General features: G+C 61.3%; 17 protein-coding genes, 1 tRNA gene and 1 pseudogene. 15 read left to right on the top strand and 4 right to left on the bottom strand.

What is annotated here, in order from left to right; translation table 11 throughout:
- Both tatB and tatC read left to right on the top strand, forming a co-directional pair.
- A pseudogene (tatB, locus tag ISS20_RS16815) lies at window positions 1–195 on the top strand (twin-arginine translocase subunit TatB); the annotation flags it as partial.
- 59 nt (window positions 196–254) lie between these two features.
- Window positions 255–1,049 carry a twin-arginine translocase subunit TatC gene (gene tatC / locus ISS20_RS16810; protein WP_291438121.1) on the top strand — a complete coding sequence of 265 codons (795 nt, stop codon included), beginning with the start codon at window positions 255–257 and terminating at the stop codon, window positions 1,047–1,049.
- A 356-nt stretch (window positions 1,050–1,405) separates the two neighbouring features.
- Here tatC and ISS20_RS16805 read toward each other — a convergent pair whose 3' ends face one another.
- A complete protein-coding gene (locus ISS20_RS16805) occupies window positions 1,406–2,554 on the bottom strand; it encodes a Do family serine endopeptidase (protein WP_291438120.1) in 1,149 nt (382 codons plus the stop codon).
- Between the two features lie 29 nt (window positions 2,555–2,583).
- Entirely contained in the window at window positions 2,584–2,742 is a 159-nt protein-coding gene (locus tag ISS20_RS16800) for a hypothetical protein (protein WP_291438119.1), read from the bottom strand.
- Window positions 2,743–2,834: 92 nt separating this feature from the next.
- Between ISS20_RS16800 and ISS20_RS16795 the strand changes: the two genes are divergently transcribed.
- The 5 genes from ISS20_RS16795 (at window position 2,835) to pdxA (ending at window position 8,676) form a co-directional block, all read left to right on the top strand.
- On the top strand, window positions 2,835–3,950 hold the full coding sequence (locus ISS20_RS16795; RefSeq protein WP_291438118.1) for a TRAP transporter substrate-binding protein: 1,116 nt from the start codon (window positions 2,835–2,837) through the stop codon (window positions 3,948–3,950).
- A gap of 76 nt (window positions 3,951–4,026) precedes the next feature.
- Complete coding sequence (locus tag ISS20_RS16790; protein WP_291438117.1) at window positions 4,027–4,644, top strand: TRAP transporter small permease subunit; 618 nt, start codon at window positions 4,027–4,029, stop codon at window positions 4,642–4,644.
- Window positions 4,644–6,605, top strand: a complete 1,962-nt coding sequence (locus ISS20_RS16785) for a TRAP transporter large permease subunit (RefSeq protein WP_291438116.1) — start codon at window positions 4,644–4,646, stop codon at window positions 6,603–6,605. The genes ISS20_RS16790 and ISS20_RS16785 overlap by 1 nt, the downstream gene beginning before the upstream one ends.
- A gap of 119 nt (window positions 6,606–6,724) precedes the next feature.
- Complete coding sequence (locus tag ISS20_RS16780; protein WP_291438115.1) at window positions 6,725–7,522, top strand: Nif3-like dinuclear metal center hexameric protein; 798 nt, start codon at window positions 6,725–6,727, stop codon at window positions 7,520–7,522.
- Between the two features lie 125 nt (window positions 7,523–7,647).
- The gene (gene pdxA, locus ISS20_RS16775) at window positions 7,648–8,676 is read left to right on the top strand and encodes a 4-hydroxythreonine-4-phosphate dehydrogenase PdxA (protein ID WP_291438122.1); all 1,029 of its coding nucleotides are present in this window, start codon (window positions 7,648–7,650) and stop codon (window positions 8,674–8,676) included.
- Window positions 8,677–8,864: 188 nt separating this feature from the next.
- Here the strand turns inward: pdxA and mscL are convergent, their stop codons facing one another.
- Window positions 8,865–9,296 carry a large conductance mechanosensitive channel protein MscL gene (gene mscL, locus ISS20_RS16770; protein ID WP_291438114.1) on the bottom strand — a complete coding sequence of 144 codons (432 nt, stop codon included), beginning with the start codon at window positions 9,294–9,296 and terminating at the stop codon, window positions 8,865–8,867.
- Window positions 9,297–9,441: 145 nt separating this feature from the next.
- On the opposite strand from mscL, the gene petA reads away from it, so the two are divergent.
- The 6 genes from petA (at window position 9,442) to ISS20_RS16740 (ending at window position 13,677) form a co-directional block, all read left to right on the top strand.
- Window positions 9,442–10,041: a ubiquinol-cytochrome c reductase iron-sulfur subunit gene (gene petA / locus ISS20_RS16765; protein WP_274112703.1), complete on the top strand. Its 600-nt coding sequence runs from the start codon at window positions 9,442–9,444 to the stop codon at window positions 10,039–10,041.
- An 11-nt stretch (window positions 10,042–10,052) separates the two neighbouring features.
- On the top strand, window positions 10,053–11,468 hold the full coding sequence (locus ISS20_RS16760; protein WP_291438113.1) for a cytochrome bc complex cytochrome b subunit: 1,416 nt from the start codon (window positions 10,053–10,055) through the stop codon (window positions 11,466–11,468).
- A gap of 17 nt (window positions 11,469–11,485) precedes the next feature.
- Window positions 11,486–12,247, top strand: a complete 762-nt coding sequence (locus ISS20_RS16755) for a cytochrome c1 (protein ID WP_291438112.1) — start codon at window positions 11,486–11,488, stop codon at window positions 12,245–12,247.
- A 101-nt stretch (window positions 12,248–12,348) separates the two neighbouring features.
- Complete coding sequence (locus ISS20_RS16750) at window positions 12,349–12,960, top strand: glutathione S-transferase N-terminal domain-containing protein (protein ID WP_005794209.1); 612 nt, start codon at window positions 12,349–12,351, stop codon at window positions 12,958–12,960.
- A 52-nt stretch (window positions 12,961–13,012) separates the two neighbouring features.
- The gene (locus ISS20_RS16745) at window positions 13,013–13,552 is read left to right on the top strand and encodes a ClpXP protease specificity-enhancing factor (RefSeq protein WP_291438111.1); all 540 of its coding nucleotides are present in this window, start codon (window positions 13,013–13,015) and stop codon (window positions 13,550–13,552) included.
- 49 nt (window positions 13,553–13,601) lie between these two features.
- Window positions 13,602–13,677: transfer RNA gene (locus tag ISS20_RS16740), tRNA-Thr, on the top strand.
- Window positions 13,678–13,718: 41 nt separating this feature from the next.
- Here the strand turns inward: ISS20_RS16740 and ISS20_RS16735 are convergent.
- Window positions 13,719–14,018: a hypothetical protein gene (locus tag ISS20_RS16735; RefSeq protein WP_056060290.1), complete on the bottom strand. Its 300-nt coding sequence runs from the start codon at window positions 14,016–14,018 to the stop codon at window positions 13,719–13,721.
- 32 nt (window positions 14,019–14,050) lie between these two features.
- Between ISS20_RS16735 and ISS20_RS16730 the strand changes: the two genes are divergently transcribed.
- Window positions 14,051–15,034, top strand: coding sequence for a M23 family metallopeptidase (locus tag ISS20_RS16730; protein WP_291438110.1), 984 nt, complete (start codon window positions 14,051–14,053; stop codon window positions 15,032–15,034).
- A 137-nt stretch (window positions 15,035–15,171) separates the two neighbouring features.
- The coding region (secA, locus tag ISS20_RS16725; RefSeq protein ID WP_291438109.1) for a preprotein translocase subunit SecA at window positions 15,172–17,540 on the top strand (2,369 nt) is incomplete at its 3' end.

Here is a 17,540-nt window from a genome sequence, read left to right as displayed (position 1 = left end):
GCCATCGATTCCAGCAACAACGCCGACCTGCGGGAGCAGGCGGCCGTGGTGCCTGCCTACAAGCACCCCGGCAAGAACTGGCGCCTCAAGCGTGGTGCGGTGCCCCAGTGGTACAAGGCCCGCAGTGGTGTGCGCACCAAGGCACAGTCTGGCGCAGCCCGCGTAGCACGTTACCGCCCCCAAAAATTCCACTGACGCAGCCTGCGGCGCCCCGTGCGCTGCATGGGCGGCCCTGACGCCCACGAAAACCCACCATGTCCGAAACCCCCACCAAAGAAGACGAACTGGCCGGCACCGAGCAGCCGTTCGTACAGCACCTCATGGAGCTGCGCGACCGGCTGGTCAAGGCCATGATCGCCATCGCCATTGCGGCAGCGATCCTGTTCTTCTTCCCGGGCCCCGGCGCGTTGTACGATTTTCTGGCCGCCCCCCTGGTGGCCCACCTCCCCAAAGGGGCCACGCTGATCGCCACCTCGGTGATCTCGCCGTTCATGGTGCCGCTCAAGATTTTGCTGATGTCGGCATTCCTGCTGGCACTGCCTTTTGTGTTGTGGCAGATCTGGGCTTTTGTAGCCCCTGGCCTGTATTCGCACGAGAAAAAGCTGGTGCTGCCGCTGGTGGTCTCCAGCACGTTGCTGTTCTTCATCGGGGTGGCGTTTTGCTACTACCTGGTCTTTGGCCAGGTGTTCGCCTTTATCCAGAGCTTTGCACCCAAGAGCATCACGGCCGCGCCTGACATCGAGGCCTATCTGAGTTTTGTGCTGTCCATGTTCCTGGCGTTCGGCTTGGCCTTTGAGGTGCCGATTGCTGTGGTGGTGCTGGCCCGCATGGGCATCGTGAGCGTGCAAAAGCTGCGCGAGTTTCGCGGCTACTTCATCGTGCTGGCCTTTGTGGTGGCAGCCGTCGTGACGCCACCCGATGTGGTGTCGCAGCTGTCGCTGGCCGTGCCCATGTGCCTGCTGTACGAGGTGGGTATCTGGGCCGCCCAGATCTTCATCAAGCACACCAAGGCGCCCGAAGAGCCCGGGGAATCCGCTTCCGCATCCTGACCGACCAGCCCCGCACTTTGGCGGGCTGCAGCGGGGTGGATGCGCAAATCGCGTCCGGGGAACTCCGCTTGGGCGATGAGAAAGAAAAATCAATAAAAAGCGCTGCAAGCGCTAGTGCAATATGCGCTTGCAGCTATGTTTTTTATAGTGCTGTGTGGGGGCGGCACGTCAGTGGGCGTAACACTGCTCGCCCGCACCGGCGCCCTTCCTGTCTGCCTGCCTGTGCTTCACCCCAGCTTGACCCTGCAAGAGGGGTATCAAGGCCGCCGACTTTTGCCGGTCTCACCCTACGCTCTGCCGCTTCTGTGACGGCCCGCCCCCGGCGGTGAAGAGGCCGATCCGAGGCTGCGAGAGTATCAGCGCCTCACATTGCGCTGAGGTCGGGGGCGTACGCCCGGGTTGATGCTCAGTTCGACCCGCTTGTCGGCCCGCTGCACATCGAACGCCGCAGCCTGGCCCGGCTTGAGTGCCGCCACGGCTGTCAGCAGCTGTGACACATTGCTCACGGTCTTTCCATCCACCTGCACGATCACGTCACCGGGCCGCATGCCGGCCTGTGCGGCGGGGCCGTCCTGCAGCACGCCGGTGATGATCACGCCCTCGGTGGCCTTTTTCACGCCAAAGGTTTCTGCCAGTTCGGGCGACAGCTCATTGGGCTCGACGCCAATCCAGCCGCGTGTGACCTGGCCGTCCTTGACGATGCCGTCCAGCACCATGCGGGCTGTGGAGACCGGAATGGCAAACCCGATGCCCATGCTGCCGCCCGAGCGCGAGTAGATCGCGGTGTTGATGCCCATGAGGTTGCCGTTCACATCCACCAGCGCACCGCCCGAATTGCCAGGGTTGATGGCAGCGTCAGTCTGGATGAAGTTTTCAAACGTGTTGATGCCCAGCTGACTGCGGCCCAGTGCGCTCACGATGCCGCTGGTCACGGTCTGCCCCACGCCGAAGGGGTTGCCAATGGCCAGTACCTGGTCGCCCACGTCCAGTGCGTCGGAGTTGCCCAGGACGATGACGGGCAGCTTGTCCAATTCGATCTTGAGGATGGCCAGGTCAGTGTCGGGGTCGGTGCCGATCACACGCGCACGGGCGCGGCGGCTGTCGGTGAGGGTGACTTCGATCTCGTCAGCACCTTCCACCACGTGGTTGTTGGTCAGGATGTAGCCATCGGGGCTGACGATCACGCCGCTGCCCAGACCCGCCTGCGCCTGACTGCCCTGGTCGCCAAAGAAGAACTGGAACCAGGGGTCGTTGCTGCGGGGGTGGCGCACTTCCTTGCTGGTGTTGATGCTGACCACGGCTGGCGCGGCCTTGCGCGCTGCGCCGCTGAAGCTGCCCGCTGCGGGCTGCGACGGGGGTGTGGCGGGCGCCTCCAGCAGCGCAATGCCCGCCCCGGAGCGTGTGGTACCCCGGCCCAGCCATTCGGGCTGGAGCGTGGCGACAACAAAGTAGGCCGCAACGAGGACCGTCACGGACTGGGAAAAGAGGAGCCAAATGCGCTTCATGGTGTCTTGGGGTGACTGAGGGGAAGGACTCAGAGAGGAACAGTTGCCGTGTTGGGCAGCTCGCCAACGATTGTCGCTGAACCGCCGTCCCAGTCGTGCGCAAGAGCCGTGCGCCGGTGGAAAACTGGCTGCGGAGTGATATTTGGTGGCTGTGAATTTTTTTTCACGGTCTTTGCAGGTTTCGTCATGGATCGGATGGTGGAAACCCTGTAGGGCTGGCTGCCGCCATGCCGACAATGAAATTGCAACAAAAGATTGCATCAACATCACGGAGACATTCATGACGCATAGCAACACCCCACGCCGTCGCAGCCTGCTCAAAGGCGCCGCCGTCGCTGCAGGCGCATTGAGCGCGCCCATGGTCGCCACCGCGCAGACAACGAGTCTGCGCTTTCAGAGCACCTGGCCGGCCAAGGACATCTTCCACGAGTACGCACAGGATTTCGCGAAGAAGGTGAACGACATGGCGGGCGGGCGCCTCAAGATTGAGGTGTTGCCAGCCGGGGCGGTGGTGCCTGCGTTCCAGTTGCTCGAAGCCGTAGGCAAGGGCACGCTCGACGGCGGCCACGGTGTGGTGGCCTACCACTATGGCAAGAACTCTGCGCTGGCGCTGTGGGGCTCTGGCCCGGCTTTTGGCATGGACCCGAACATGGTGCTGGCATGGCACAACTACGGCGGTGGCAAGGCGTTGCTGGAAGAGATCTACAAGAGCCTTAACCTGGACGTGGTTTCGTACCTGTATGGCCCCATGCCCTCGCAGCCGTTTGGCTGGTTCAAAAAACCCATCGCCAAGGTCGAAGACATGAAGGGCGTGAAGTTCCGCACCGTGGGGTTGGCGGTCGACATGTACACCGAGATGGGGGCGGCGGTGAACCCTCTGCCTGGCGGCGAAATCGTTCCTGCGCTGGATCGGGGGCTGATTGACGGGGCTGAGTTCAACAACGCGTCGTCCGACCGGGTCCTGGGCTTTCCCGATGTGGTCAAGAACTGCATGCTGCAAAGTTTTCACCAAAGTGGCGAGCAGTTCGAAATCCTGTTCAACAAGGGCAAGCTCAACGCCTTGCCTGCCGAACTCAAGGCGATCGTCGATTACGCCGTGCAGGCGGCCAGTGCAGACATGAGCTGGAAGGCCATTGAGCGCAATTCAAAGGACTACGACGAACTCAAGAAACAGGGCGTCAAGTTCTACAAGACCCCCGATGCCATCCTGCGTGCCCAGCTGGCGGCCTGGGACAAGATCATTGTCAAGAAGGGCGACGAGAACCCGCTGTTTAAGAAGATCCTGGAGTCGCAAAAGGCTTTTGCCCAGCGTGCAGGGCAATGGCAGAACGATTACATGGTGGACTTCAAGATGGCCTACAACCATTACTTTGGCAAGGGGGCCAAGAAGGCATAGGCCATTGCAGTGCATCTAGGGCGCCTACAGGCAGCAGCCTTCAGGCGCCTTTTTTCTGTCCCGAAATAAGTAAGCCATGCAAAAACTACTACTCACCATCGACCGGACATCTACCTGGTTTGGCAAGGCCTGCGCCTGGAGTGTGGTCGGCCTCACGCTGCTGATCACCTGGGAGGTTTTCTCACGCTACGTCCTCAACAAGCCCCATGCCTGGGTGCTGGATGCCCAGATCATGCTGTACGGCGTGCTGTTCATGACCGCGGGCGCCTACACGCTGGCCAAGAGCGGCCACGTGCGCGGTGACGTGCTCTACGGTTTCTTCTCGCCGCGCACGCAGGCCTGGGTCGATCTGGTGCTGTACATCCTGTTCTTTCTGCCCGGCATCATTGCGCTGACCTATGCGGGCTGGTTCTTTTTTCAGGATTCGCTCGCCATGCGTGAACAGACGTTCAATGCGGACCCGTTGCCGGTGTACCCGTTCAAGTTTGTGGTTCCCCTGGCAGGAGCATTTTTGCTGCTTCAAGGGGTGGTGGAAATCATCCGCTGCGTGATCTGTATTCGTACTGGGGCGTGGCCGAATCGTGAGGAGGATGTCGAAGAGGTCGATGTCGACAAGCTCAAGCAGATGGTGCATGTCAAAGACGCCGATATCGAAGCGCTGGACCGCCTCGTTCCGCAGAAAGGTGGCCAGTGATGAAGATTCGCAAAGAGCTGTATTTCGGCTTCACCCTGATGGGACTGATCGTCATCGCGGCCCTCGCGATGGTGTTCAGTGTGGACAAGATGACCAACGGCCATTACGGCCTGCTCATGCTGTCGCTGGTGGTGGTGGCCATCATGCTGGGCTTTCCAACGGCCTTCACGCTCATGGGGATGGGCATCCTGTTCGCGTTTTTTGCCTACCATTCCGGCGACCAGACGGCGGCCGGGGCGCTCAAGCAGACGCTTGACCTGATGGTGCAGCGCGCGTTCTCGGTCATGGGCAACGACGTGCTGATTTCGATCCCGCTGTTCGTGTTCATGGGGTACCTTGTTGAACGCGCCAACCTGATCGAAAAGCTGTTCCATAGCCTGCATCTCGCACTGGCGCGTGTGCCCGGGTCGCTGGGCGTCGCTACGCTCGTGACCTGCGCGGTGTTCGCCACCGCCACAGGCATCGTCGGCGCTGTGGTCACGCTCATGGGGTTGCTGGCGCTGCCGCAGATGTTGCGGGCTGGTTATGACGTGCGCCTGTCTGCTGGCGCAATCACAGCGGGGGGGTGCCTGGGCATTCTGATTCCCCCTTCGGTACTGCTGATCGTCTATGGCGCCACCGCTGGAGTGTCGGTGGTGCAGTTGTATGCGGGGGCGTTCTTCCCCGGCATCATGCTGGCAGGCCTGTACATCGTTTACGTGATTATCATGGCCAAAATCAGGCCTGACTGGGCGCCGCCGCTCACCCCTGAGCAACGTGCGGTCCCGCTGCCTGCTGGCCTCAAGTCCATTGGTGCCTCGTCCGACGGCTGGGCCCTGGGTAGCTTGGTCAGTGCATTGAAGGGGTCTCGTAACCGGGGCGTCTCCACCCGCTATCTGCTCGGTCAGCTGGGCATCGCATTGCTGCCCGCCATCCTGTTTGCCGTGGTCGCAGTGGCAAGTTACCAGAACGCGACCCGCGTGGTGGTGGAGGAGGCCTACACCGAATTGCAGGCCATGGGTTCGGGCGCCAATGAAGACACATCGTCTGGCGCAGGTCTGGCAGAGCCAGAAGGCTCTGGCCTGGCTGAACCCCCTGTGGCTGACGCGGTAACCGAACCCCCAGGGGCCGAGACTGCGGCACAGAACACTACAGGCTCTGTGGCAGAGCCTCCCGCTGCTGCAAGCAATACGGCCCCTGCTGCTGCTGGGGAGGCTGCCACCGCCAAACCCGCATCCACCGGTTTCTGGATCGGGCTGGGTATTGGCGCGCTGGCCCTGGCTGTCTTCTATGCCATCCTGACCTACGCCCGGCTGGAAGTGTTCAAGATGCTTTTGTCCAGCTTCTTCCCGCTGCTGGTGCTGATCCTTGCGGTGTTGGGTTCCATCGTGTTTGGGCTGGCCACCCCCACCGAGGCGGCTGCGGTGGGAGCGTTTGGCGGATTCGTGTTGGCGGCTGCCTACCGGCAGCTCACATTCGGGGTGGTCAAGGAGTCGGTGTTCCTGACCGCCAAGACCAGTGCCATGGTGTGCTGGCTGTTCGTGGGCTCTGCGATCTTCTCGGCCGCGTTTGCGCTGCTGGGCGGGCAAGAGCTGGTCGAGCAGTGGGTGCTGAGCATGAACCTCACCAAGACCCAGTTCCTGGTGCTGTCGCAGGTCATCATTTTCATCCTGGGCTGGCCACTCGAGTGGACCGAGATCATCGTGATCTTCATGCCCATATTCATCCCTTTGCTCGACAACTTTGGGGTGGACCCCTTGTTCTTTGGCTTGCTGGTGGCGCTGAACCTGCAGACTGCCTTCTTGAGCCCACCGGTGGCCATGAGTGCTTTTTACCTGAAGGGCGTGGCTCCCAAGCACGTGACGCTCAACCAGATTTTTGCGGGCATGTTGCCTTTCATGGGTATCCAGGTGCTGGCGATCATCCTGCTGTACATGTTCCCCGGCATCGGCTTGTGGCTGCCTGAGGTGCTCTACAAGTAAGCGCGTTTCGCAACGAGCGTGCGCGCGGCAGTCCAACGGCCGTGTGCGACCATCACTCAAGGCGCTCTGGTAGCGCCTTGTTTTTTTGGGGCCACTGCGCGTCCGACCACAATAGGGGTATGACTTCCAACCGCAACGACCCTGATCCTGTCTCCCGGAACGCATTGCACGAGGCGTTCAACGCACTGTTGCAGCCCCATCTGTTCAAAGACTACGGCCCCAACGGCCTGCAGGTCGAGGGCAAGGCCGAGATCCGGCGTGTGGTCAGCGGCGTCACCGCCAGCCGCGCGTTAATTGAAGCCGCCATTGCCGCGCAGGCCGACGCCATTTTTGTGCACCATGGCCTGTTCTGGCGCGGGCAGGACGGCCGTGTGACCGGCTGGATGAAGCAGCGGCTGCAGCTGCTGCTGGCACACGACATCAACCTGTTTGCCTACCACCTGCCGCTCGATGCCCATGCCGAGTTGGGTAACAACGCGCAGCTGGGGCGCGTGCTGGGCTTGGCAGCCGATGCGCGGTTTGGCGAGCAGAACCTGGGCTTTGCAGCGCCTGCGGCGTTTGAAAATGTCCAGGCCCTGGCCGACCATGTCGCCAACGCGCTGAGGCGCCCTGTGACGCTGGTGCCGCCAAGCGATGCTGGTGGTGTGGCTGCTGTGCAGCGCCCCGTGCGTCGCGTGGCATGGTGCACGGGCGGTGCGCAAGGATATTTCGAGTCGGCCATCGCCGCAGGGGCTGACGTTTTCATCACTGGCGAAATCTCCGAGCCCCAGGCGCATCTGGCGCGCGAGATGGGTGTGGGTTTCATTGCGGCCGGGCACCATGCCACCGAGCGCTATGGCGCGCCTGCGGTGGCGGCCCATGTGGCAGGGCTGTGGGGGCTGAGCCACCAGTTCATCGAAATCGACAATCCCGCGTAACCCACCGCACCCCGCTGTACTGCTGTCAGCTGACGTAGGTTGCTCACATATTCATAGCTGGTAGCGCATGGATAACTAGCGCTACCGGCACATTCGGCCTTAAACCCGTAAAGCCCATGCAATCCATGCAACCCATTGCCATCACCCAGGGTGACCCTGCCGGAATCGGCCCCGAGATTGTGGCCAAGGCCTTTCGCGATGCGCCTGACCAGCTACGCCACTGCTTTGTGGCCGGTAACGTGGCCACTTTGCGGCGCGCTGCGGAAGTCATTGCGCGCCCCGGCATGCCCAGTTTGCCTGTGGCGCAGATCCACTCACCGGGCGAGGCAGTGGGTATGCCCCCCCGTTGTATGCCCGTGTTTCCATTGTCTGGTATCCCTGGCCCTCAGCCCTGGGGTCAGATCAGTGCAGCGGCGGGCCGTGCTGCGGCCGACAGCGTGGTCTGGGCGGCGCGTGCAGCCCTGCGTGGGGAAATTGCGGCACTGGTGACGGCCCCGTTGCACAAGGAGGCGCTGTCGGCGGCGGGGGTGGATTTCCCGGGGCACACGGAGCTTTTGCAGGCAGAGGCCGCCGCGCACCAGGGCGTGCCGCTGGACCGGATGCCGGTGCGCATGATGCTGGCGAATGACGAACTGCGCACCGTGCTCGTCAGCATTCACGTGTCGCTGCGCGATGCCATTGCGGCGGTGACGGAGGACAACGTGCTGCAGACGCTGCGCATCACCCACACCGCGCTGCAGCGCAGCCTGGGCCGTGTGCCCCGCATGGGTGTGGCAGGGTTGAACCCCCATGCGGGCGAGGGCGGTCTGTTCGGCCGCGAGGAGCTGGAGGTGATCTCCCCGGCCATCGCAGCGGCGTATGCGCAGGGGCTGGATGTGCACGGCCCGTTTGCACCGGACACGGTGTTCATGCGCGCGCGCAGCACCCCGCAGCGCGCAGGCGAGTTTGACGTGGTTATCGCGATGTACCACGACCAGGGCTTGATTCCGGTGAAGTACCTGGGGGTGGAAAAGGGCGTGAACGTGACCCTGGGCCTGCCGCTGGTGCGTACCAGCCCGGACCATGGCACAGCGTTTGACATTGCTGGGAAAGGCATTGCAGATGCTTCCAGCCTGGTCGAGGCGGTGCGAATGGCGCGTGCGCTGTGTGGATGAGGTGGCGGCTGCAGCCTTGAAACCAAGCGCTGATCGATATCAAATGAATCGTTCAAACATGAGCGCCAGGCTGGTGGCTCAGTCGTGCGAGCAGGCGGCACAAAAACCGACGCCACCGGCGGCTGGCAGTGCCAGCGCAGCTGTGGCGTTTCTTTTTGTGCGGCCAGAAATGCCGCGTCCCCGGGGCGTTACTTCTTCAGGCTGTCGCGAATTTCGCGCAGCAGCACGATGTCTTCAGGCGGGGCGACAGGCGCAGCCGGTTCGGCAGCAGGGGCTTCTCGCTTGAGGCGGTTGATCTGCTTGATCATCATGAAGATGATGAACGCCAGGATCACAAAGTTGACCGCCACAGTCAGGAAGTTGCCATAGGCAAACACCGGTACGCCAGCTTTTTTGAGGGCATCGAGTGTGGTGCCCGTGCCTGGAGGCACATTGCCCAGCACGATGAACAGGTTGGAGAAGTCGAGCTTGCCGAAGACCAGCCCCACCACCGGCATGATCAGGTCCGCTACCACCGAATCCACGATCTTGCCAAATGCACCCCCAATGATGACGCCCACCGCGAGGTCAATCACATTGCCCTTGACCGCGAACTCCCTGAACTCTTGCATCATTCCCATCTTGTTGCTCCTTGTAAAACGGTGATGGGGGAGTATTGCCCGGTTCGCACCCCTGTCAAGCCAGCAAACCACTTGTAAATAACCATTTTCACTCCGCTACAATTCGCGGTTGACCCCAATCTAGCGATGTTCATCGAGGATCCCCATGAGTGACACTCCAATCGACTCCAGCAAGCGGACGTGGATCATCACGTCAGCATGTGCTGGTGCGGTGGGCGGCGTGGCAACCGCCGTTCCTTTCGTGAGTACTTTCCAGCCCTCAGAGCGTGCCAAAGCCGCTGGTGCTGCTGTCGAGGTGGATATCTCCGCCCTCAAACCTGGAGAAAAGGTCACTGTGGAGTGGCGCGGCAAGCCCGTCTGGATCATCAAGCGTACCCCCGAGCAGCTGGCTGAGTTGCCCAAGCTCGACGGCCAGCTCGCCGATCCCAAGTCGGAGCGCAAGCCCGCCGAACTCACGCCCGAGTACGCACGCAACGAGGCGCGCTCGATCAAACCAGAAATTTTTGTGGGTGTGGGCATCTGCTCGCACTTGGGTTGCTCGCCGTCGGACAAGTTCCAGCCCGGTGCACAGCCTTCGCTGCCCGACGACTGGAAGGGCGGCTTCCTGTGCCCTTGCCACGGCTCCACGTTCGACATGGCGGGCCGCGTCTTCAAGAACAAGCCTGCACCCGACAACCTCGAGGTGCCTCCGCACATGTACCTGTCCGATACGCGCCTCGTGATCGGTGAAGACAAGAAGGCTTGACGGAGAACGACATGGCCCACGAATTCAAAGAAATCTCGCCGAACGCCTCCGCAGGCGCCAAGGTCACCAACTGGTTCGAGAACCGGTTCCCGACGGCCTTTGACGCCTACAAGGTGCACATGTCGGAGTACTACGCTCCGAAGAACTTCAACTTCTGGTACATCTTCGGTTCGCTGGCACTGGTCGTGCTGGTGATCCAGATCGTGACCGGCATCTTCCTGGTGATGCACTACAAACCCGATGCCAACTTGGCGTTCGCATCGGTTGAGTACATCATGCGTGATGTGCCCTGGGGCTGGCTGATCCGCTACATGCACTCCACAGGCGCCTCGGCGTTCTTTGTGGTGGTGTACTTGCACATGTTCCGTGGCCTCATCTACGGCAGCTACCGCAAGCCTCGCGAGTTGGTCTGGATCTTCGGTTGCGCCATCTTCCTGTGCCTGATGGCCGAGGCTTTCATGGGCTACCTGCTGCCCTGGGGCCAGATGTCGTACTGGGGCGCCCAGGTGATCGTGAACCTGTTTGCCGCCATTCCCTTTATCGGTCCTGATCTGGCACTGCTGATCCGCGGTGACTATGTGGTGGGCGATGCTACGCTGAACCGCTTCTTCAGCTTCCACGTGATCGCTGTGCCTCTGGTGCTGCTGGGCCTGGTGGTGGCGCACTTGCTGGCGCTTCATGATGTGGGCTCCAACAATCCCGACGGCGTGGAAATCAAAGGTCCCAAGGCTCCCAAAGACGCCAACGGCAAGCCGCTCGATGGTGTGCCCTTCCACCCCTACTACACGGTGCATGACATCTTCGCGCTGAGCATGTTCCTGATGGCATTCACGGCCGTGGTGTTCTTTGCACCTGAGTTCGGTGGTTACTTCCTCGAATACAACAACTTCATCCCTGCGGATCCGCTCAAGACGCCGCTGCACATTGCTCCGGTCTGGTACTTCACGCCGTTCTATTCGATGCTGCGCGCCATCACTACCGAAATGATGTACGTGCTCGTGCTGTGTGTGGTCGCCGGTGCTGGTTTTGGCGTGCTCAAGGCCAAGCTGCCCGGCTTCGTCAAGGCTGGCATCGCTGGTGCGGCCGTGGTGGTCATCGCCATGATGCTGTCCATCGACGCCAAGTTCTGGGGCGTGGTGGTGATGGGTGGCGCTGTGATCATTCTGTTCTTCCTGCCCTGGCTGGACCACAGCCCCGTCAAGTCGATCCGCTACCGTCCTGACTGGCACAAGTACCTGTACGGCGTGTTTGTGATCATCTTCCTGATCCTGGGTTACCTGGGTGTTCAGCCGCCATCGCCTGTCGGTGAGCGTGTGTCGCAAGTAGGCACCCTGTTCTACTTCGGCTTCTTCCTGCTGATGCCCTGGTGGAGCCGCATTGGTCAAACCAAGCCGGTGCCCGATCGCGTGACCTTTGTGGCGCACTGAGCCTGGAGATAACCACAATGAAAAAAATCATCCTCACGTTGATCGCCGCTGTGGGTCTTGTTGCTGGTGCTGCCCATGCTGCGGGTGGCGATACCATTGCCTGGGACAAGGCGCCCAACAAGACCAACGACTTGGCTTCGTTGCAAAACGGTGCCAAGGTGTTCGTGAACTACTGCCTGAGCTGTCACTCGGCGGCCTATATGCGGTTCAACCGCTTGCGCGACATCGGCCTGACTGAGCAGCAGATCAAGGACAACCTGTTGTTCACCACCGACAAGGTGGGTGAAACCATGAAGGCTTCGATCGATCCCAAGCAGGCCAAGGAATGGTTTGGCGCCAACCCCCCCGACCTGACCGTGATTGCACGCTCGCGTGCAGGCCATGCAGGCACCGGTGCGGACTATCTGTACACCTTCCTGCGCACGTTCTATCGTGACGACACCAAGGCCACGGGCTGGAACAACCTGGCTTTTCCTAACGCAGGTATGCCCCATGTGCTCTGGCAGCTCCAGGGCGATCGCCGCCCTGTGTTTGAAGAGCACGAGAGCCACGGCCACAAGATCCAGGTGTTCAAGGGCTGGGAGCAGATCAAGCCCGGCACGATGACGCCTTTGCAGTTCGATCAGAACATTGGCGATCTGGTGAACTACCTGCAGTGGATGGGTGAGCCCGCGCAAAACACCCGTTGGCGTGTAGGCGTCTGGGTGTTGATCTTCCTGGGTGTGTTCACCATCATTGCATGGCGCCTGAACGCTGCGTTCTGGAAGGACGTCAAGTAAACGCCAGATCCATCACCACCACCCCTCGGGGTGCCATTGGATTTATTACAGAGTGGGCGCTTTTGGCGTCCCACTCTTTTGATTTTTAGGAGCCTCCCACCATGATGGTGCTTTACTCGGGTACGACCTGTCCCTTCTCCCACCGCTGCCGTTTTGTCCTGTTCGAAAAAGGCATGGACTTTGAAATCCGCGATGTGGACCTGTACAACAAGCCCGAAGACATCAGCGTGATGAACCCGTATGGCCAGGTGCCCATCTTGGTCGAGCGCGACCTGATCCTGTACGAGTCGAACATCATCAACGAGTACATCGACGAGCGCTTCCCTCACCCGCAGCTGATGCCCGGTGACCCGGTGGATCGCGCCCGTGTGCGTCTGTTCCTGCTCAACTTCGAGAAGGAGCTGTTCGTGCATGTGAACACGCTCGAATCGCGTGCGACCAAGGGCAATGAGAAGGCATTGGAAAAGGCGCGCGCGCACATCCGTGACCGCCTGACGCAGCTGGCCCCGGTGTTCCTCAAGAACAAGTACATGTTGGGCGATAACTTCTCGATGCTGGACGTGGCCATTGCACCGCTGTTGTGGCGCCTCGACTACTACGGCATTGATCTGTCCAAGAACGCGGCGCCGCTGCTCAAGTACGCCGAGCGCATCTTCTCGCGCCCTGCTTACATTGAAGCGCTGACGCCGTCTGAAAAGGTCATGCGCAAGTAAGCAGCGGCCTGCAGACTTCCATCCTTCCATCGCCGCCGTAACACCGCCATCCATGACCGCACAGGAATCGACCTCTACGCGCCCCTATCTCATTCGTGCGCTGTACGAATGGTGCACCGACAACGGGCTGACGCCTTACGTGGCGGTGCGTGTGGACGATTCCGTGCAAGTGCCACGCGAGTACGTAAAGGATGGTGAGATCGTTCTGAACATCAGTTTTGATGCGACCAGTGCGCTGCAACTGGGCAATGAATTCATCGAATTCAAGGCCCGTTTTGGTGGCAAGCCCCGCGAAATCCTGGTGCCTGTGGGCCGTGTGATCGCCATTTACGCCCGCGAGAACGGTCAAGGCATGGCATTCCCGCCTCCGGTGGATCTGCTGTCTGCTGCTGAAGGAGCTCCCGCTGCGCTGTCCGTGGCTGCAGATCCCGCCGCAGTACAACCTGAAGAAGTTGCCGCTGCCGTGGCTGCCGAAGACCGTGTGGTGCAACTGGTGGGCGTGGAAGACGGCCACAAGGATGATGGCGGCGATGCACCCCGGCCGCCGCCTTCTCAGGGTGGAGCACGTCCCTCACTGAAACGCATCAAATAGCTGCGGTTTCAAATTTTGGGCGGTTTTTACGGGATAAAATACCGCCTTCGCCGGTTTAGCTCAGTTGGTAGAGCACCCGCCTTGTAAGCGGTAGGTCGTCAGTTCGATTCCGACAACCGGCACCATTTCTCTTGCTTTTTGCATTCCCTGGCACTGACGCTGGCCGTCAGGTTTGAACTTTCAGGCGAATCGCGTTAACCTCCCACCCCCGACTGCGCAGATGCGCCTGCAAAGCAGGCAGCAGTTGGCGTATTTTTGCCGCCGCAGCGTTGCTCTTGACCAGCAGGCACCAGCTGTCCCCGTCAATGGGGCCCGCCTGAACCGCTGGGCGCAATGCGGCGGGAATCAGCAATTCAATGGCCTTGAGCCGATCACTGGAGTCGCGTGTCAGCGCTGTGAGCTTTGCCAGCGTAGGGGATTCCTCACTGGCTTGCTGCAGGGTGACGGCGTAGTGGCGGCGATTCATGGTGTGGCGTCTTCGGGCTAGGAGTATGGGCAGTGCATTTGATTATCACGGACGCCAGACTGGCGCGCAGCCGGGCCATTCATTTGTCTGGCACGCGCCTGGTTCTGGCGGGGCTTGCTGTCTCGCTGTGCCTGATGGTGGTGGCAGCCGGGCTGTACCACTGGGTTTTTTTGAAAGGCGCGCGTGAAGGGTGGCCCATCGTGGGCTCGCTGGTGCGCCTTGTGGTCAAGGATGAGTTTGCCGAGCGTGACCGATTCATGCGCGCCAACCTCGATGCCATGGCCCGGCGTGTGGGCGAAATGCAGGCCCGCATGGTGCAGCTGGAGTCCCTCGGAGACCGTGTGCTGGGCCTAGCAGGCATGGCGCCAGCAGACATTCAGAAGCCGGACGCGCGCGGCGGAGCCCTGGTGAGTGCGCGCAACCTGTCCATGGAAGAGCTGCAGACCACCCTGGATGATCTGGAACGCCTGACCAACCAGCGTGTGGACCTGATGACAGTGCTGGAGTCCCGTCTGTTTGACCAGCACATCCGCAAGAAGATGATTCCCACCCATGCGCCTGTCACGGGGCGTGTCGCAGGTTCGGGTTTTGGCTGGCGTGTCGATCCCATCACGGGGCAATCGGCCTTGCACACCGGACTGGATTTCCAGGCCGACACCGGCACGCCCATCCTGGCTGCCGCTGGGGGCGTGGTCGTGACCCAGGAATTCCACCCCGCCTACGGCAACATGATTGAGGTGGACCATGGCAACCAGCTGGTGACGCGCTATGCCCACGCCTCGCGCGTCTTGGTCAAACAGGGCGACATCGTGCGCCGCGGGCAAAAGATTGCGGAGATCGGTACCACCGGTCGCTCGACCGGGCCGCATCTGCACTTTGAGGTGCTGGTACAGGGGGTTTTTCAGGACCCGCAGAAGTTTCTGAATGCGGGAGGGACGGCCACCAGTGCACAGGTAGCCGCAGTTCGTCCCTCTGCGCTGGCGGGACAGCCTGCCGCACCGGCACCGGGCAGGTAAAATCGCGGGTCCGGCGTTCTCTGCCCGCCGTTGCAATGCTTGCAATATCGGTCGCAGGACCCACCTGAACTCAATTCATCTTAGGGATTTCGGTCGCTTGGCGCGCTGGTTACAGCGGGACAAGCGGTCCTGTTCGCATGGCCACCAACTTCCTCACCAAAATATTCGGCAGCCGCAATGACCGGCTCCTCAAGCAGTACCGCAAGACGGTGACCCGCATCAATGCGATGGAGCCCGAGTACGAGAAGCTGTCGGACGAGCAGCTCCGGGCCAAGACGCAGGAGTTCAAGGACCGCGTGGCCAAGGGCGAGTCGCTGGACAACATCCTGCCTGAAGCCTTTGCCGTGGTGCGCGAGGGCTCCAAGCGCATCATGAAGATGCGGCACTTTGATGTGCAGCTGCTCGGTGGCATGGCGCTGCATTTCGGCAAGATCGCCGAAATGCGCACTGGCGAAGGCAAGACCCTGACCGCAACGCTGCCCGTGTATCTCAATGCCCTCTCGGGCAAGGGCGTGCATGTGGTGACGGTGAATGACTACCTCGCCAACCGCGATGCGCAGTGGATGGGGCGCCTGTACAACTTCCTGGGCCTCACTGTGGGTATCAACCTGCCCAACATGCCCCGTGAAGAAAAGCAGGCGGCGTACCGGGCCGACATCACCTACGGCACCAACAACGAGTACGGCTTCGATTATCTGCGCGACAACATGGTCTACGAGGCCGGTGACCGCGTGCAGCAGGGCCTGAACTTCGCCATCGTGGACGAGGTGGACTCCATCCTGATCGATGAAGCGCGCACGCCGCTCATCATCAGTGGTCAGGCCGAAGACCACACGGCAATGTACATCGCCATGAACAAGGTGGTGCCGTTGCTGGTGCGCCAGGAAGGCGAAGCTGACCCGCGCACCGGCGAAGGTGTCACCAAGCCCGGCGACTTCACGCTGGACGAAAAGACCCACCAGGTGTTCCTGACGGAGCAAGGCCACGAGAGCGCCGAGCGCATCCTCGCCAGCCACGGCCTGATCGCCGAAGACGCCTCGGTGTACGACCCGGCCAACATCACGCTGATGCACCACCTGTATGCAGCGCTGCGGGCCAACCACCTGTACCACCGTGACCAGCACTATGTGGTGCAGAACGGTGAAATCGTCATCGTGGACGAGTTCACCGGCCGCCTGATGTCGGGCCGCCGCTGGAGCGAAGGCCTGCACCAGGCTGTGGAAGCCAAGGAAGGCGTGAATATCCAGGCTGAGAACCAGACACTGGCTTCCATCACCTTCCAGAACTATTTCCGCCTGTACAACAAGCTCGCCGGCATGACCGGTACGGCCGATACAGAGGCCTATGAGTTCCAGGAGATCTATGGCCTGGAAACCACCGTCATCCCGCCCAACCGTCCCAGCAAGCGCGACGACCAGCTGGACCGCGTGTACAAGACCACACGCGAGAAGTACGAAGCCGCCATCAAGGACATCCGCGAATGCCACGAGCGCGGCCAGCCCGTGCTGGTGGGTACGACGTCGATCGAGAACTCCGAAATCATCGACCAGCTGCTGAACAAGGAAGGGCTGCCGCACCAGGTGCTCAATGCCAAGCAGCACGCCCGGGAGGCCGACATCGTGGCCCAGGCCGGACGCGAAGGCATGATCACCATCGCCACCAACATGGCTGGGCGTGGCACCGACATCGTGCTGGGCGGCAACATCGAGAAGGATGTGGCTGCGATTGAAGCCGACGAATCCCTGACCGAATCCGAGCGCGCGGGCAAGGTAGCCGCGCTGCGCGAGCAGTGGAAGGTGGACCACGAGAAGGTCAAGGCGCTGGGTGGCCTGCGCATTATTGCCACCGAGCGCCATGAGTCGCGCCGCATTGACAACCAGCTGCGTGGCCGCTCGGGCCGCCAGGGCGATCCCGGGTCCTCGCGTTTCTACCTGAGCCTGGACGATTCGCTCATGCGCATCTTCGCGGGCGACCGCGTCAAGGCGATCATGGACCGCCTGAAGATGCCCGATGGCGAAGCCATTGAAGCGGGCATCGTTACGCGCAGCATCGAGTCGGCCCAGCGCAAGGTGGAGGCCCGCAACTTCGACATCCGCAAGCAGTTGCTGGAGTACGACGATGTGGCCAACGATCAGCGCAAGGTGATCTACCAGCAGCGCAACGACATCCTGGACGCGTCTGACCTGTCGGATGTGATTGCGGCCATGCGCGAAGACTGCATGACCGATCTGGTGCGCCAGTATGTGCCTGCCGAATCGGTGGAAGAGCAGTGGGATCTGGCCGCGCTGGAAAAGGCGCTCGCAGAAGAATGGCAGGTGCCGATCGCGCTGCAGCAGGAAGTGCAGGGCGCCAATGCAATCACCGACGACGAAATCCTGGACAAGGTCTTGCAGGCCGCGCACGCTGCCTTCAATGCCAAGGTCGAGCAGGTGGGCCGCGAGAACTTCACGCAGTTTGAGCGTGTGGTGCTGCTGCAGAACTTTGACTCCAACTGGCGCGATCACCT

The sequence above is a fragment of the Acidovorax sp. genome (assembly GCF_016783915.1).
Taxonomy (GTDB): Bacteria; Pseudomonadota; Gammaproteobacteria; order Burkholderiales; family Burkholderiaceae_C; genus Acidovorax.
This window is presented reverse-complemented; position numbering and strand designations above follow the sequence as displayed.